Annotated in this window: 11 protein-coding genes and 1 pseudogene; 8 read left to right on the forward strand and 4 right to left on the reverse strand. The window is 69.8% G+C overall.

The window, feature by feature from the left end:
- Position 1: 1 nt before the first annotated feature.
- The 4 genes from AC07F0_RS13335 to holA all read left to right on the forward strand — a co-directional run bounded on the left by AC07F0_RS13335 (position 2) and on the right by holA (position 3,273).
- A complete protein-coding gene (locus AC07F0_RS13335) occupies positions 2–841 on the forward strand; it encodes an arylamine N-acetyltransferase family protein (RefSeq protein ID WP_478978028.1) in 840 nt (279 codons plus the stop codon).
- Positions 842–1,062: 221 nt separating this feature from the next.
- Complete coding sequence (locus AC07F0_RS13340; protein ID WP_478978031.1) at positions 1,063–1,944, forward strand: YceI family protein; 882 nt, start codon at positions 1,063–1,065, stop codon at positions 1,942–1,944.
- A gap of 38 nt (positions 1,945–1,982) precedes the next feature.
- On the forward strand, positions 1,983–2,228 hold the full coding sequence (locus AC07F0_RS13345; RefSeq protein WP_306967019.1) for a ubiquitin family protein: 246 nt from the start codon (positions 1,983–1,985) through the stop codon (positions 2,226–2,228).
- A gap of 55 nt (positions 2,229–2,283) precedes the next feature.
- On the forward strand, positions 2,284–3,273 hold the full coding sequence (holA, locus tag AC07F0_RS13350; protein ID WP_478978033.1) for a DNA polymerase III subunit delta: 990 nt from the start codon (positions 2,284–2,286) through the stop codon (positions 3,271–3,273).
- A gap of 34 nt (positions 3,274–3,307) precedes the next feature.
- Here the strand turns inward: holA and AC07F0_RS13355 are convergent.
- Positions 3,308–3,485 (reverse strand): annotated as a pseudogene (locus AC07F0_RS13355) (VOC family protein); the annotation flags it as partial.
- Positions 3,486–3,596: 111 nt separating this feature from the next.
- On the opposite strand from AC07F0_RS13355, the gene AC07F0_RS13360 reads away from it, so the two are divergent.
- Positions 3,597–3,992, forward strand: a complete 396-nt coding sequence (locus AC07F0_RS13360) for a nuclear transport factor 2 family protein (protein ID WP_436730548.1) — start codon at positions 3,597–3,599, stop codon at positions 3,990–3,992.
- 175 nt (positions 3,993–4,167) lie between these two features.
- Here AC07F0_RS13360 and rpsT read toward each other — a convergent pair whose 3' ends face one another.
- Complete coding sequence (rpsT, locus tag AC07F0_RS13365; RefSeq protein WP_010042013.1) at positions 4,168–4,434, reverse strand: 30S ribosomal protein S20; 267 nt, start codon at positions 4,432–4,434, stop codon at positions 4,168–4,170.
- A 244-nt stretch (positions 4,435–4,678) separates the two neighbouring features.
- Between rpsT and lepA the strand changes: the two genes are divergently transcribed.
- Together lepA and AC07F0_RS13375 are read left to right on the forward strand one after the other, a co-directional pair.
- Complete coding sequence (gene lepA / locus AC07F0_RS13370; protein WP_436730549.1) at positions 4,679–6,547, forward strand: translation elongation factor 4; 1,869 nt, start codon at positions 4,679–4,681, stop codon at positions 6,545–6,547.
- Between the two features lie 264 nt (positions 6,548–6,811).
- Positions 6,812–8,686, forward strand: a complete 1,875-nt coding sequence (locus AC07F0_RS13375) for an AMP-dependent synthetase/ligase (RefSeq protein ID WP_478978036.1) — start codon at positions 6,812–6,814, stop codon at positions 8,684–8,686.
- Positions 8,687–8,770: 84 nt separating this feature from the next.
- Here the strand turns inward: AC07F0_RS13375 and AC07F0_RS13380 are convergent, their stop codons facing one another.
- Positions 8,771–9,226: a response regulator gene (locus AC07F0_RS13380; protein ID WP_436730551.1), complete on the reverse strand. Its 456-nt coding sequence runs from the start codon at positions 9,224–9,226 to the stop codon at positions 8,771–8,773.
- Positions 9,223–13,272 (reverse strand): HAMP domain-containing protein, encoded by a 4,050-nt coding sequence (locus tag AC07F0_RS13385; protein WP_478978039.1) that lies wholly within the window; start codon positions 13,270–13,272, stop codon positions 9,223–9,225. Before AC07F0_RS13385 ends, AC07F0_RS13380 begins: the two co-directional genes overlap by 4 nt.
- A 453-nt stretch (positions 13,273–13,725) precedes the next feature.
- On the opposite strand from AC07F0_RS13385, the gene AC07F0_RS13390 reads away from it, so the two are divergent.
- A complete protein-coding gene (locus AC07F0_RS13390) occupies positions 13,726–15,714 on the forward strand; it encodes a SpoIIE family protein phosphatase (protein ID WP_478978042.1) in 1,989 nt (662 codons plus the stop codon).
- The last annotated feature ends 15 nt before the right edge of the window (positions 15,715–15,729 follow it).

The raw sequence follows: 15,729 nt of genomic DNA on the forward strand, positions 1-15,729 counted from the left end.
CATGAACTCAGCACAGGTTGACGCCTATCTCCGCCGTCTGGGAGTCGATCACCCGGCGTGGCCCACCGTCGACGTGCTCCGCGAACTGCATCTGTGCCACCTCCGATCCGTGCCGTTCGAGAACCTGTCGATCCATCTCGGCGAGGAGATCGTGCTGGAGGAGAAGCGGCTGCTGGACAAGGTGGTGGGCGCCCGGCGGGGCGGGTTCTGTTACGAACTCAACGGCGCCTTCGGGGCGTTGCTCGCCGCGCTGGGGTACGACGTGGCGCTGCTCGCGGGGCGGGTGTACGGGGACGGGGAGCGGCTCGGCATCCCGTACGACCATCTCGCGCTGCGGGTGCGGACGGTGGACGGGGGCGACTGGCTGGCCGATGTCGGGTTCGGGGCGCACAGCCACCTGCCGCTGGCGTTCGGGGAGCGGGGAGAGCAGGAAGACCCCGGGGGCACGTTCCGGATCGTCGAGGCGCAGCCGGACGCGGCCGGGGTGCGCGGTGGGCACGACACGGTGGAGGCGGCGGACCTGGACGTGATCCGCGACGGCAGACCGCAGTACCGCCTGGAGGTACGGCCGCGGGTGCTCGGGGACTTCGTGGCCGGGGCGTGGTGGCACAGCACGTCGCCGGTCTCGCACTTCACGCGGTCGCTGGTCTGCTCACGGGTCACGGAGGACGGAGGGAGGATCACGCTCAGCGGCCGCAGGTTCACGGTGACCGGAGCCGACGGGACCCGGGAGGAGCGGGAGCTGGGGACGGACGAGGAGGTGCTCGGGGTGTACCGGGAGCGGTTCGGGATCGAGCTCGGCTCGGTGCCGACGGTTCGGGGCACCGGCCAGGACGGCTGATCCGGGCCGCGGGCGCGGGCCGGGAGCGGCAGGACCAGAAGGGGCAGAGGGGCCAGACACCCCACTTGGCCCACATGGGTGCTACTCGTGCGTAGTCCCAGCACAAGTGCTGGATTCCCGTGATGTGGTCCCGTGTTGCCTCGAAAGCCTCATCGGTGGTCGAATGCCTCTCCGGTGAACAGTGATCAAACCGCTGACTTCGAGTCGGACGAGGTGTCCAGATGATCGGCCGCTGGCTGGGAAACAGAACCAACCGGGTGCAACGGACGGGCCCCCTGGCGGCGGTGCTGACGCCGCCCAGCGCCGGCGTGCTGGCCTGCCGCGTGCTCGACCCGGTCAACGAGCCGGTGAGGCATGCCGAGTTCACGGTCACCGACGCCGCGGGGCGTCCGGTGGTCAGCGGGGGAGCGGACCCCTTCGGGTCGTTCATGACGACGGTGCCCGCCGGGGAATACCGGATCGCGGTGTCGGCCGAGGGGTACACGCCGTACCGGGCGACCACGCAGGTCGCCGAGAACTCGCTCGCCTCGCTCGGTGACGTGACGCTCCAGGTGGCCCGGCCGCCGGAGCTGCCCGAGCCCGGCGACTGGGAGATCGAGGCGGCGCACTCCTCGATCGGGTTCACCGCGCGGCACATCGGCATGGCCCGCATCCACGGCCAGTTCAAGTCCTTCGCGGGCGTCATCCGGCTCGGCGAGCCGCTGGAGCGGTCGGCGATGCACGTGGTGATCGACGCGGCGTCCATCGACACGAACATGAAGATGCGTGACGACCATCTGCGGTCGGCGGACTTCCTGGACGTCGCGAGGTTCCCGACCCTCGAGTTCTACAGCGAACGGTTCGTGCACAAGGGCGGGAACCGGTGGGCGGTGACGGGGGCGCTGTCGCTGCACGGCGTGACGCGCACGGTCACGCTGGACACGGAGTACCTGGGGCTGGGCAACGGCATGGAGGGCGAGGTGCGGGCGGCCTGCCGGGCCACGACCGAACTGCACCGGGACGACTTCACGGTGAGCTGGCAGACGATGCTGGCCCGCGGCATCGCGGTGGTGGGGCCGAGCATCAAGGTCAACCTCGACGTGCAGGTCGTCCGCAAGGGCTGAGCGGCCGGCTCGTGAGCCGGTGTCGGACAATGGCCGGCGTGAGTGATGTGCGACATGTGCTGGTGCTGCCCGACAGGGACGCGGCGGAAGAGGTGGTGCAGGCGCTTGCCGAGCGCTTCGGCGTCGTCGAGGAGCCGCGGCTGGTGCGGGACGCGCTGGCCGGTGAGGACGACGCCGAGGACGCGCAGTGGCTGGTCGTCCTGAGGGACGAGGAAGAGCGGCTGGATCCCGGCGAGCTGGACCGGTTCGCCGGTGAGTGGGAGGGCTGGCGGGAGGAACCGTAGGCCCCTCAAGAACCGTCCGGCCCGGTTGTCAGTGCCGCGTGGGATGCTTGTCACGATGGCCAGGAAGACTGCGAATGACGACCCTCTCGCCCCCGTGACGCTCGCCGTGGGCCAGGAGGAGCTGCTGCTCGACCGTGCCGTGCAGGAGGTGGTGGCCGCCGCGAAGGCCTCCGACGCCGACACGGACGTACGGGACCTGACCCCGGACCAGTTGCAGCCCGGCACGCTCGCCGAGCTGACGAGCCCGTCGCTGTTCGCGGAGCGCAAGGTCGTCGTCGTACGCAATGCGCAGGACCTGTCGGCCGACACGATCAAGGACGTGAAGGCCTATCTCGGGGCGCCCGCCGAGGAGATCACCCTGGTGCTGCTGCACGCCGGCGGGGCCAAGGGGAAGGGGCTGCTCGACGCGGCCCGCAAGGCCGGGGCGCGCGAGGTGGTCTGCCCGAAGATGACGAAGCCGGCGGACCGGCTGGCGTTCGTGCGGGGCGAGTTCCGGGCGGTGGGCAGGTCCGCCACGCCGGAGGCGTGCCAGGCCCTCGTCGACGCGATCGGGAGCGATCTGCGGGAGCTGGCGTCGGCGGTCTCGCAGCTGGTCGCGGACGTCGAGGGGACGATCGACGAGGCGATCGTCGGGCGGTACTACACGGGCCGGGCCGAGGCGTCGAGCTTCACGGTCGCCGACCGGGCGGTCGAGGGGCGTGCGGCGGAGGCGCTGGAGGCGTTGCGCTGGTCGCTGTCGACCGGGGTGGCGCCGGTGCTGATCACGAGCGCGCTGGCACAGGGCGTCCGGGCGATCGGGAAGCTGTCGTCGGCGCGTGGCGGACGTCCGGCCGATCTCGCGCGGGAGCTGGGCATGCCGCCGTGGAAGATCGACCGGGTGCGGCAACAGATGCGGGGCTGGACCCCGGACGGGGTGTCGGTGGCGCTGCGGGCGGTGGCCGAGGCGGACGCGGGCGTGAAGGGCGGCGGGGACGATCCCGAGTACGCCCTGGAGAAGGCGGTGGTCACGATCGCGCGGGCGGCTCGCTCCAGGGGACGCGGATAGGCATCCGCCGGCCGAGCTGGCCCTGGAGGGTGTCTCAGTAGACCGGCTCGATCCCCAGCAGGTTCCCCTCGCTGTCGTGGAACCAGGCGCCGCGCTCCCCCCCGGGCGCCCTTGCTCGGGTAGTCCCCCTCGACCTCGGCGATCCCGCCCACCGTGCGGAAGCCGGGCACATCGACCTCCTCGAAGACCACGCCGCGCCGCTTGAGCTCCGCCGTCCGCCCCGTCGTCCGCGTTCATCTCCCCACTGCGCCGCGAGAGTCATCCGGAGGGAGAATCGGGAGTGTCAGCCGTACCCGCCAAGCGACGGAGAGGTGGCGAAGGCCATGGCTGAGCACCCGCACGCAGCGCTGGTCCGCAAGGGATTCGAGGCCTTCTCGCGCGGTGACATGGACACCCTGCGCGGGCTGATCGCCGGGGACGCCACACACCACGTGCCCGGAGATCACCCGTTGTCGGGCGACTTCAAAGGGGTGGACTCGATCATCGAGATGTACGAGCGGCTCGGAGCGGAGACCAACGGGACGGCGCGTGCCGACCTGATAGGCGTCGCTGTCGACGGCCGCGGCCACGCGGTCGGCATGACCCGCTTCACGGCCGAGCGCAACGGCAAGCACCTGGACGACACCGGCTGCATCATCTTCCGGATCGTCGGGGACAAGGTCACCGACCTCGACGAGTGTGTCGAGGACATCGACAAGAACAACGAGTTCTGGTCCTGAACAGGCCGAAGGCCGGGTGCCCTCCCATGGGGAACAGGAGGACACCCGGCCTTCGCTTCAAGCTGTTGGATCCGCGCCCGCGTGGCGAACGCAGGCCGCGCGCGGACCCGCGGGGTGCCGGACGGGAGCGGATGAGAGAGGGCCCGCTCGATTCCCTCCGGCGTCACATCAGACGTCAGCCCTTGAGCGCGGCGACCTTCTGAGCCAGCGCCGACTTCTTGTTGGCAGCCTGGTTCTTGTGGATGACGCCCTTCGAGACGGCCTTGTCGAGCTGACGCGCGGCAGCGCGCTGGTACTCGGTGGCCTTCTCGACGTCACCCGCGGCAGCAGCCTCACGGGCCTTGCGGATCGCGGTCTTGAGGGAGGACTTGACGGCCTTGTTGCGCAGCCGCGCCTTCTCGTTGGTCTTGATCCGCTTGATCTGGGACTTGATGTTCGCCACGAATGAGCCTTCTCAGGTTCTGGCACGGGGCCGCACGAGTGCCGCACGGTCCTGTACCGGGTGATTTCTTGAGGAGTGCCTCCTGCGAGAGGGCATGAGGCACAGCCCCCCACGGTACCAGCGGGCTCATTCATGGCCCAAACCCGTCCATGGTCCCCACCCGTGGGACCATGGAGGCTACGTATCGATCCGATCCGACCCGAGACCGCAGACACTGCGGACGCCTCAAGAATCAGGACCCTGCGTGCCCGCGATCCCTAGCCATGTGCCCGAGCCGAGCCGTACCGACCCGGCTCTGATCCGCAACTTCTGCATCATCGCGCACATCGACCACGGCAAGTCCACGCTCGCCGACCGGATGCTCCAGCTGACCGGAGTGGTCGAGCAGCGGCAGATGCGTGCTCAGTACCTCGACCGCATGGACATCGAGCGTGAGCGCGGTATCACGATCAAGTCCCAGGCGGTGCGACTCCCGTGGGCCCCGTCCCACGACAAGAGCAAGACGCACATCCTGAACATGATCGACACCCCGGGGCACGTCGACTTCACCTACGAGGTCTCGCGATCACTCGCCGCATGCGAGGGCACCATCCTCCTGGTCGACGCCGCCCAGGGCATCGAGGCGCAGACCCTCGCCAACCTCTACCTGGCGATGGAGAACGACCTCACGATCATCCCCGTGCTGAACAAGATCGACCTGCCGGCCGCGCAGCCCGAGAAGTTCGCCGAGGAGCTCGCCCACCTCATCGGGTGCGAGCCCGACGACGTGCTCAAGGTCTCCGCCAAGACCGGGCTCGGCGTCGAGGCGCTGCTGGACAAGGTCGTCGAGCAGGTCCCCGCTCCGGTCGGCGTGAAGGACGCCCCCGCGCGCGCCATGATCTTCGACTCCGTCTACGACTCCTACCGGGGCGTGGTGACGTACGTCCGTGTCATCGACGGGCAGCTCAACAAGCGTGAGCGCATCAAGATGATGTCCACCGGTGCCACGCACGAGCTGCTGGAGATCGGCACCAACTCGCCGGAGATGCTGGCGTCCGACGGTCTCGGTGTCGGCGAGGTGGGCTACCTCATCACCGGCGTGAAGGACGTCCGCCAGTCCAAGGTCGGTGACACCGTCACCAGCCAGTCCAAGGGTGCCGTGGAGCCGCTGGGTGGCTACAAGGACCCCAAGCCCATGGTCTTCTCCGGCCTCTATCCCCTGGACGGCTCGGACTACCCGGAGCTGCGCGAGGCCCTCGACAAGCTCCAGCTCAACGACGCCGCGCTGGTCTACGAGCCGGAGACCTCCGCCGCCCTCGGCTTCGGCTTCCGCGTCGGTTTCCTCGGCCTGCTGCACCTGGACGTGATCCGTGAGCGACTGGAACGCGAGTTCGGGCTCGACCTGATCGCGACCGCCCCGAACGTGGTCTACCGCGTCGTCATGGAGGACGGCAGCGAGCACACGGTCACCAACCCGAGCGAGTTCCCCGAGGGCAAGATCTCGGAGGTCTACGAGCCGGTCGTGCGGGCCACCATCCTGGCGCCCAGCGAGTTCATCGGCTCGATCATGGAGTTGTGCCAGACCCGGCGCGGCACCCTGCTCGGCATGGACTACCTCTCCGAGGAGCGGGTCGAGGTCCGCTACACCCTGCCCCTCGCCGAGATCGTCTTCGACTTCTTCGACCAGCTGAAGTCCAAGACCCGCGGCTACGCCTCGCTCGACTACGAGCCCACCGGTGAGCAGACGTCCAGCCTGGTCAAGGTCGACATCCTGCTGCACGGCGACAAGGTCGACGCGTTCTCGGCGATCACCCACAAGGACCAGGCGTACGCCTATGGCGTGCGGCTCGTCGCGAAGCTCAAGGAGCTCATCCCGCGGCAGGCCTTCGAGGTGCCGGTCCAGGCCGCCATCGGCTCCCGGGTCATCGCCCGCGAGACCATCCGCGCCATCCGCAAGGACGTCCTCGCCAAGTGCTACGGCGGTGACATCTCCCGTAAGCGGAAGCTGCTGGAGAAGCAGAAGGAGGGCAAGAAGCGGATGAAGATGGTGGGTTCCGTGGAGGTTCCGCAGGAGGCGTTCATCGCCGTCCTGTCGAGCGATGACAGCGCGGGGTCGGGCAAGGGCAAGAAGTAATCACGGATTACCGCGGGTTACACGGCAAACCGGGTAGAACAGGGGCCCGTCGTGCGAAAGTGCGGCGGGCCCTGTGCGTACGCGGGGTAGCTCTCTGTAGGAAGTGACAGGCCGCGGACCCTTACGCCGGGGCCGGTCGGCCTTTACTCTGATCCCTGCTCGATAGTTACTCGTGAGTTAAACAAAGGCTCGCGAACAGCAGCTCGTGAGTGAAAACCAGCCGCATTTGAGCCAGCCGCGCCGTCGCGGGCCCCGGAGGATGTCGTGAGCGACACACAGACACTGATCGAGAACCGTCCGCCGTCCGTGGCGGGCCTCTTCCTGGACCGCGTGGCCGCCACGCCGGACGCCGAGGCCTACCGCTATCCGGTGCCCGCGTCCTCGGGGCAGGGGCCGGACGACTGGAAGTCGCTGAGCTGGGCGCAGGCCGCCGAGCGGGTCTACGCCATCGCGGCCGGGCTCATCGAGCTCGGCGTGCAGTCCGAGCAGCGCGTCGCCCTCGCGTCCAGCACCCGCATCGAGTGGATCCTCGCCGACCTCGGCATCATGTGCGCCGGCGCCGCCACGACCACGGTGTATCCGCAGACCAACGCCGAGGAGTCGGCCTACATCCTCTCGGACTCCGAGAGCCGGGTGCTGATCGCGGAGAACGTCGAGCAGCTGGCCAAGGCGCAGGAGAAGCGCGCCGAGCTGCCCGACCTCACCCATGTCGTGGTCGTCGACCCGGCCGGGGTCGAGACCGCCGACTGGATCCTCACCCTGGACGAGCTGGAGAAGCGCGGCGCGGCCCGGCTGGAGAAGGATCCCGACCTGATCAAGGAGCGGGTCGGCGCGATCACCAAGGACCAGCTGGCCACCCTCATCTACACCTCCGGCACCACCGGCCGCCCCAAAGGCGTGCGCCTCCCGCACGACAACTGGTCGTACATGGCGAAGGCGATCGCCGCGACCGGGCTGATCAGCGGCGAGGACGTGCAGTACCTGTGGCTGCCCCTGGCGCACGTCTTCGGCAAGGTCCTCACCTCCGGCCAGATCGAGGTCGGGCACGTCACCGCGGTGGACGGCCGCGTCGACAAGATCATCGAGAATCTGCCGGTGGTGCAGCCGACGTACATGGCGGCCGTGCCGCGCATCTTCGAGAAGGTCTACAACGGTGTCGCCGCGAAGGCCCGTGCGGGCGGTGGCGCCAAGTACAAGATCTTCCAGTGGGCCGCCGAGGTCGCCCGCGAGTACGCCAAGGTCGCGCAGGACAACTTCCGGCGTACCGGGACCATGTCCGTGCCGTTCGGTCTCGGCGCCAAGCACAAGGTCGCCGACGCGCTGGTGTACGCCAAGATCCGCGAGGCCTTCGGCGGCAACCTGCGGGCCTGCGTCTCGGGCTCGGCGGCGCTGGCACCCGAGATCGGGTACTTCTTCTCCGGTGCCGGCATCCACATCCTGGAGGGCTACGGCCTGACCGAGTCCTCGGCGGCGTCGTTCGTCAACCCGGGCGAGGCCTACCGCACCGGCACGGTCGGCAAGCCGCTGCCCGGCACGGAGGTGCGGATCGCCGACGACGGGGAGATCCTGCTGCGCGGTCCGGGCATCATGGAGGGCTACCACAAGCTGCCCGAGAAGACCGCCGAGGTGCTGGAGGCGGACGGCTGGTTCCACACCGGGGACATCGGGGAGCTGTCGCCCGACGGGTATCTGCGGATCACCGACCGCAAGAAGGACCTCATCAAGACCTCCGGCGGCAAGTACATCGCGCCCGCCGAGGTCGAGGGGCAGTTCAAGGCGGTGTGCCCGTACGTGTCCAACATCCTCGTGCACGGCGCCGACCGGAACTTCTGCACGGCGCTGATCGCGCTCGACGAGGTCGCGATCACGGAGTGGGCGAAGGAGAACGGGCTGGCGGGGAAGTCGTACGAGGAGATCGTTTCCTCGCCGGTCACGGTGGAGATGGTCGACGGGTACGTGAAGCAGCTCAACGAGGGGCTGCAGCGGTGGCAGACGATCAAGAAGTTCCGGTTGTTGCCGCGGGATCTCGATGTGGAGCACGGGGAGATCACGCCGAGCCTGAAGCTGAAGCGGCCGGTTGTGGAGCGGGAGTACAAGCATCTGATCGAGGAGATGTACGAGGGGTCTCGCGAGGCGTAACCGGGGTGGCGCGGGGATGCGTCGGCGGCTGCGGGTCGTTCGCGCCCACGCGGCGGAGCCGCACATCGACACAGCCCCGCGCCCCTAAGTACCTGTTTCCACTCGGCGTTTGAGCTCCTGGACCTCCCTGCGCAGGCGCTCCACCTCTCTGCCCTTGCGGTAGAGGTCCAGGAAGACGCCGACCTTTGCCCTGAGGACCCAGGGATCGAAGGGCTTGGTCACGTAGTCGGCGGCGCCCGTCGCGTAGCCGCGGAAGGCGTAGCCCGAGTCGTCGTCCGCGCCCGTCAGGAAGATGATCGGGACGTCGCGGGTCTGGTCCAGGCGTTTGATGTGGGCGGCCGTCTCGAAGCCGTCCATGCCGGGCATGCGGATGTCGAGCAGGACGAGGGCGACCGGTTGCCGCAGTACGGCCTTCATCGCCTCCTCGCCTGAACGGGCGCGTATCAGAGGCTCGTTGAGGGAGGCCAGGACGGCCTCCAGGGCGGTCAGGTTGTCCTCCATGTCATCGACCAGGAGGATTCCGGCGCGTTCGGTGCTCATGACGGTCGGGCCTCCTCCGTGTCCTCCGGTTCCGGCGTGTCATCCGGGTCCAGCAGTTCGCACACGACCGTCAGCAGCCGGTCGATGTCCACCGGCTTGGGCACGTAGTCGTTGGCGCCGCGGGCGATGGACTTCTCCCGGTCGCCGGGCATCGCCTTCGCGGTCAGGGCGACGATGGGCAGGTCCGCCCAGCGCGGGGTGCGGCGGATGGCGGAGATGGTCTCGTAGCCGTCCATCTCCGGCATCATGATGTCCATCAGGACCAGTTCGATGTCCGCGCTGCGCTCCAGCATCTCGATGCCCTCACGGCCGTTCTCCGCGTACAGCACGGTCATGCCGACGCGGCCCAGGACGTGGGTGAGGGCGAAGACGTTGCGGATGTCGTCGTCGACGATCAGCACCCGCCGCCCGGCCAGGATCCGGCCCGGCCTGCCGGACGTCCACGTCTCCAGCCTGGCCGGCGAGGGCCAGGCGTCGTCCGTGTCGTACGCGGCCGGGAACGGTCCCGCGGTGGCCGGCTGGAGAGTCGGGGGCGGTCCGGGGGGAGCCTCGGGGGCCGGTCCGGGCGCCGTGTGACCGGGGCTTACGACCGGCACGTACAGGGTGAACGTGGAGCCCTTGCCGGGTTCGCTCTCGGCGACGATCCGGCCGCCGAGCAGGCCCGCGATCTCCCGGCTGATGGACAGGCCGAGGCCGGTGCCGCCGTACTTGCGGTTGGTGGTGCCGTCGGCCTGCTGGAACGCCTCGAAGACCACGGGGAGTTTCTCCGGCGCGATCCCGATTCCCGTGTCGGACACGGTGAAGGCGATGACGTCGTCGGTGTCCCGGACTCCACCGCTCTCGGCCTCTCCCCGGGCGGACCCCCATCGGTGCTCGGCGTCCTTCACCCGGTCGACCCGCAACTCGACCTTGCCCGACGCGGTGAACTTGATCGCGTTGGAGAGGAGGTTGCGCAGGATCTGCTGAAGGCGCTGTTCGTCCGAGTACATCTCGCGCGGTACGTCCTCGCCGACCGCCAGCTCGAAGGCGAGCCCCCGGTCGATGGTCAGGGGACGGAACGTGGCGTGGACGTAGTCCAGCAGCTTGATGAGGGGGAGCCGCTTGGGGCGTACGTCCATCCGGCCGGCCTCGATCTTCGACAGGTCCAGGATGTCGTTGATCAGCTGGAGCAGGTCCGAGCCCGAGCGGTGGATCGTCGTCGCGAACTGCACCTCCTGGTCGGAGAGATGACCGTCCGGGTTGTCGGAGAGCAGCCGGGCCAGGATCAGCAGGGAGTTGAGCGGCGTGCGCAGTTCGTGCGACATGTTCGCCAGGAACTCCGACTTGTACTGCGAGGACGTGGCCAGCAGGGCGGCCTTCTCCTCCAGTTCGGCGTTGGAACGCTGGAGTTCGCCCTGCTGCTTCTGGAGTTCGTCCGAGCGTTCCTGGAGCTGCATGGCCAGGCGCTGGGACTCGCCGAGCAGCGACTCCGTGCGGGAGTTGGCGATGATCGTGTTGATGGCGACGCCGATGGTGTTGACGAACTGGTCGAAGAAGGCCAGGTGCACGTCGGAGAAGCGGGAGAAGGAGGCGAGCTCGATGACGCCGAGGAGCTTGTTCTCGAAGAGGATCGGGATGATGACGATCGTCGTGGGAGCCGCCTCGCCGAGGCCGCTGTTGATCTTGATGTAGTCGGTCGGGGCGCCCTCGACCAGGATCCGCTTCTTCTGCCGGGCCGCCTGCGCGACCAGGCCGTGCACCGGGAGGGCCCCGGTCTCGACGGTCGCGTCCTGGGCGGCGCCGTAGCCGGCGACGAAGGCGAGCCCCTTGGTGGGAACCGTCGCTCCGTCCTGCTCCGGATCGGCCAGGTAGAACGCGCCGTACTGGGCGTTCACCAGCGGCGTCAGCTCGCGGAGTATCAGGTCGGCGACCTCCATCAGATCGCGGTGGCCCTGCATCAGGGCGGCCAGGCGCGCCAGGTTGGACTCCAGCCAGTCCTTCGCGCGGGTCGTCTCGCGCAGATTGGCCACCATCAGGTTGATGTTGTCCTTGAGCTCGGTGACCTCGCCGCGGGTCTCGACCGTGATGGAGCGGGACATGTCGCCCTGGGCCACGGCGGAGGCGACCTCGGCGATCGCGCGGACCTGGGTGGTGAGGTTCGACGCCAGTTCGTTGACGTTCGTCGTCAGGCGCTTCCAGGTGCCGTAGACGCCCTCGACCCGGGCCTGGCCGCCGAGCTGCCCCTCGGAGCCGACCTCGCGGGCCACGCGCGTGACCTCCGAGGCGAAGGAGGACAGCGTGTCGACCATGGTGTTGATCGTGGTCTTCAGCTCCAGGATCTCCCCACGGGCGTCCACGTCGATCTTCCGGGACAGGTCGCCCTGCGCCACGGCCGTCGCGACCTGGGCGATGTTGCGCACCTGGGAGGTGAGGTTGTCGGCCATGGAGTTGACGTTGTCCGTCAGGTCCCGCCAGACGCCGGAGACGCCCAGCACCTGGGCCCGGCCGCCGAGCCGGCCGTCGGTGCCGACCTCGCGGGCGACGCGGGTGACCTCGTCGGCGAAGGCGCGCAGCTGTTCCACCATCGTGTTGACGGTGTCCTTCAGTTCGAGGATCTCGCCACGGGCGTCGACCGTGATCTTCTTCGACAGGTCGCCGTTGGCCACGGCCGTCGTCACCTGGGCGATATTGCGGACCTGCGAGGTCAGGTTCACCGCCATGAAGTTGACGTTGTCGGTGAGGTCCTTCCAGACGCCGGAGACGCCCCGGACCTGGGCCTGGCCTCCGAGGTTGCCCTCGGTGCCGACCTCGCGGGCGACGCGGGTCACTTCGTCGGCGAAGGCGGAGAGCTGGTCGACCATCGTGTTGATCGTGGACTTGAGCTCCAGGATCTCGCCCTTGGCCTCCACCGTGATCTTCTTGCCGAGGTCGCCCTGGGCGACGGCGGTGGAGACGAGGGCGATGTTGCGCACCTGGGAGGTGAGGTTGTCGGCCATGAAGTTGACGTTGTCGGTGAGGTCCTTCCAGACGCCGGAGACGCCCCGGACCTGCGCCCGGCCTCCGAGGTTGCCCTCGGTCCCGACCTCGCGGGCGACGCGGGTCACTTCGTCGGCGAAGGCGGAGAGCTGGTCGACCATCGTGTTGATCGTCGACTTGAGCTCCAGGATCTCGCCGCGGGCGTTGACCGTGATCTTCTGCGACAGGTCGCCGTTGGCCACGGCCGTCGTCACCTGGGCGATGTTGCGGACCTGCGAGGTCAGGTTCGACGCCATGAAGTTGACGTTGTCGGTGAGGTCCTTCCAGACGCCGGAGACGCCCCGGACCTGCGCCCGGCCGCCCAACTGCCCCTCGGTGCCGACCTCGCGGGCGACGCGGGTCACTTCGTCGGCGAAGGCGGAGAGCTGGTCGACCATCGTGTTGACGGTCAGCTTCAGCTCCAGCAGCTCGCCGGTCGCCTCCACCGTGACCGTGCGGGTCAGATCGCCGCGTGCCACCGCCGTCGTGACCGCCGCGATGTCCCGCACCTGGGCCGTCAGCCGGGACGCCATCGTGTTGACGGCCTCGGTCACGTCCCGCCAACTGCCCGACAGCCCCTGCACCTTGGCCCGGCCGCCGAGCCGGCCCTCGGTGCCGACCTCGCGAGCGACCCGCGTCACCTCGCCGGTGAACAGGGAGAGCTGGTCCACCATCTTGTTCACGGCCCGGCCGAGGCGCCGCAGGTCGCCGCGTAGCTCCCGCGTCCCGTCGTGCAGGTCGACCCGCTGGGTCAGATCGCCGCCGGCCACGGCGTCCAGGACGCGCGTGGCGTTCGCCGCCGGGGCGACGAGGGCGTCGAGCAGCTGGTTCACGTCGTTGACGCGGGACGTCCACAGGCCCTGACCCGGACTGGCCGAAAGCCGCTCGTCGAGCCGGCCGTGCCGCACCAGGTCCCGTCTGACCCGCTGCACCTCGGTGGTGAAGTGGATGCTGCGGTCCATGATCTGGTTGAAGACGGCGGTGAGTTCGGCCACCATCCCGTGGCCGGTTTCCGGCACCTTGGTGAAGTCGCCGTCGCGTGCGGCTGTCATGGCTGCGAGCAGGGGACGCAGATCGGATGCACGAATCTGACCGTCTTCGTACCGGTCTTCGACCACAGGAGTAGCACTGTTCTCACTCATGACGGCCCACTTCGGTAACTCGGCGCTTATGGGCGTGGCCAGTCTGTCACCCTGTCGGCATCGACTGTGGCGTATTCGTACGAACTGCCCGGGGAGCTGTCCATGGGGGCCATTCCGACGCAACGGGAGACCGCTTCCCGTGCCTCAGAGGCGCCTGCGCACGCTTCGGAGGTGCCTGGGGCCCAGCACGAGGGGGCCGTCTCCGAGGAGTGTGCGCCGCCTTCCGAGGCGCCGGCGCTCGGGGCGGAGGCGCCCGTGCTCGCATCCGGGAGGGCCGTGGTGGCTTCCGAGTCGTCCGTGGCCGCATCCGAGAGGACCCCGCTCGGGCCCGAGGCGCCCGTCGTAGCTTCCGGGGCGCCTGCCATGGAGCGTGCGCGGGCGTACGCGACGCTGCCCGGCAGCTCTCTCGCGCCGGGCTCCGCTCGCGCTCTGCTGCGCGAGGCGATCGACGAGTGGACCGGACTCGGCCTGCCCGGCGCCGAGCATCTCACCGACCGTCTCGCCGACGACGCCCTGCTCGTCGTCAGCGAACTCGTCACCAACGCCGTCGTGCACGCCGGCACCGACGTCCAGCTGGAATGCCGGCTGGAAGACGACGACAAGGACACGGCCGCGCTCCTCGTGGAGGTCTCCGACCACCACCCCTCACGCGCCCCGCGCGGCGGCGAGCCGGAATCGCCGCACGACACCCCGGAGTACGGGCGCGGACTGCGGCTCGTCGGCGCGCTCTCCGAGGCCTGGGGCATCACCTACCGCACGGGCCGGAAGACCGTGTGGGCGCGGCTGCCCGCCGGGGGATGTGACGCCGGCGATCAGATCGAGGCGTACGCCGGGGAGCACGCGCTGGCGCGCGGGCTGCGCGTGGCGGAGATCCTGGCGCCGGATCCGCCCCCCGGGCAGGAAGCCCCGGAGAGGGGGCCAAGGGACGCACGCGAACCGCGTGACCCTGGCGGCGGCTCGGGCGACCTGCGCGACTGGCAGGACCTGCGGGACTGGCGGGAGCGGTACGAGGACTGCGACGGCCGTGACGGACGCGACGGCTCCTGGCTGGGCCGCGGGGCCCTGTCCTTCCTCGCCGAGGCGTCCGACCTCCTCGCCGGACAGCTCGACGAGGACCTGGTCGCCGCGCTCGCCGGGCAGTTGATCGTGCCCCGGCTGGCCGACTGGTGCGCGGTGTGGCTGGAGGACGAGGCCACCGCCGGCGGCTGGAGCGGCGGGGCCGGAGCGGGCGGGCCCCGGCTGGCCCGGGTCTGGCACGGCAGCGAGAACCGCATCGAGGAACTGCGCCGGGCCCTGGAGAAGGACACACCGCACCCGTCCGACCCGTCAGGGGCCGGGCCGTCCGACTACCCCTGGCCCGGCGAGGCGCTCGGTGACGCCCCCGGCGAGCCGGGCTCGGCCCTGGCGTACCGGCTCGTCGCCGGCGGACGCCCGCTGGGCACCCTCGTCATCGGACGGTCCGGGTCCGCCGGTTTCCCCGACGAGATCACCGGCCTGGTCGAGGACCTCAGCCGCCGGGTCGCGCTCGCCATCGGCGCCGCCCGCCAGTACGCCCGCCAGGCCACCATCAGCGCCGTACTCCAGCGCGGACTGCTGCCCGGCGCCGTGGCCGAGATCCCCGGGGTGCGCAGCGCCCTCGTCTACGAGCCGTGCGACAAGGGCGGGCCCAGCGGCGACTTCTACGATCTGTTCCCGGCCGGTGACGGCCGCTGGTGTTTCGCCGTCGGGGACGTCCAGGGCAAGGGCCCCGAGGCCGCCGTCGTGATCGGCCTGGCCCGGCCCTGGCTGCGGCTGCTGGCCCGTGAGGGCTATCGGGTCGCCGACGTCCTCGACCGCCTCAACCAGCTCCTGCTCGACGACGCCACGGAGGCCGCGGACGCGGCGGCCCGGGCGCTGGTGGCGGCGGGCGCGCGGCCGACCCCGCCAGGCGACGGCCCCCAGACGCGCTTCCTGTCCCTGCTGTACGGCGAACTCGTCCCCTTCGACGGCGGCGTCCGCTGCACCGTCGCCTCCGCCGGGCACCCGCTGCCCCTGCTGCTCGGGGCGGGCGGCGAGGTCCACACGGCCGCGCAGCCCCAGACGCTCCTGGGCGTCGTCGAGGACGCCACGTACGCCAGTGAGACCTTCGAGCTGCGGTCCGGCGACACGCTGCTGTGCGTGACCGACGGCGTCACCGAGCGCCGTTCCGGCTCGCGCCAGTTCGACGACGGGGACGGACTGGCGACGGCGCTGGCCGGGTGCGCGGGGCTGGACGCGCAGCTGATAGCCGAGCGGATCAAGCGGCTGGTGCACGAGTTCGGGGCGCGGCCCCCGGCGGACGATCTGGCGCTGCTGGTGCTCCAGGCCGAGTGACCGCCCGGGTGCTGG

The organism is Streptomyces sp. NPDC045955 (assembly GCF_056430805.1).

Bases quoted from the DNA above. Each gene is read 5' to 3' on its own strand.
- AC07F0_RS13380 (WP_436730551.1), bottom strand. From the start codon at position 9,226: ATGAGCACCGAACGCGCCGGAATCCTCCTGGTCGATGACATGGAGGAC.
- AC07F0_RS13360 (WP_436730548.1), top strand. From the start codon at position 3,597: ATGGCTGAGCACCCGCACGCAGCGCTGGTCCGCAAGGGATTCGAGGCC.
- AC07F0_RS13385 (WP_478978039.1), bottom strand. From the start codon at position 13,272: ATGACAGCCGCACGCGACGGCGACTTCACCAAGGTGCCGGAAACCGGC.
- AC07F0_RS13390 (WP_478978042.1), top strand. From the start codon at position 13,726: ATGGAGCGTGCGCGGGCGTACGCGACGCTGCCCGGCAGCTCTCTCGCG.
- holA (WP_478978033.1), top strand. From the start codon at position 2,284: ATGGCCAGGAAGACTGCGAATGACGACCCTCTCGCCCCCGTGACGCTC.
- AC07F0_RS13340 (WP_478978031.1), top strand. From the start codon at position 1,063: ATGATCGGCCGCTGGCTGGGAAACAGAACCAACCGGGTGCAACGGACG.
- AC07F0_RS13335 (WP_478978028.1), top strand. From the start codon at position 2: ATGAACTCAGCACAGGTTGACGCCTATCTCCGCCGTCTGGGAGTCGAT.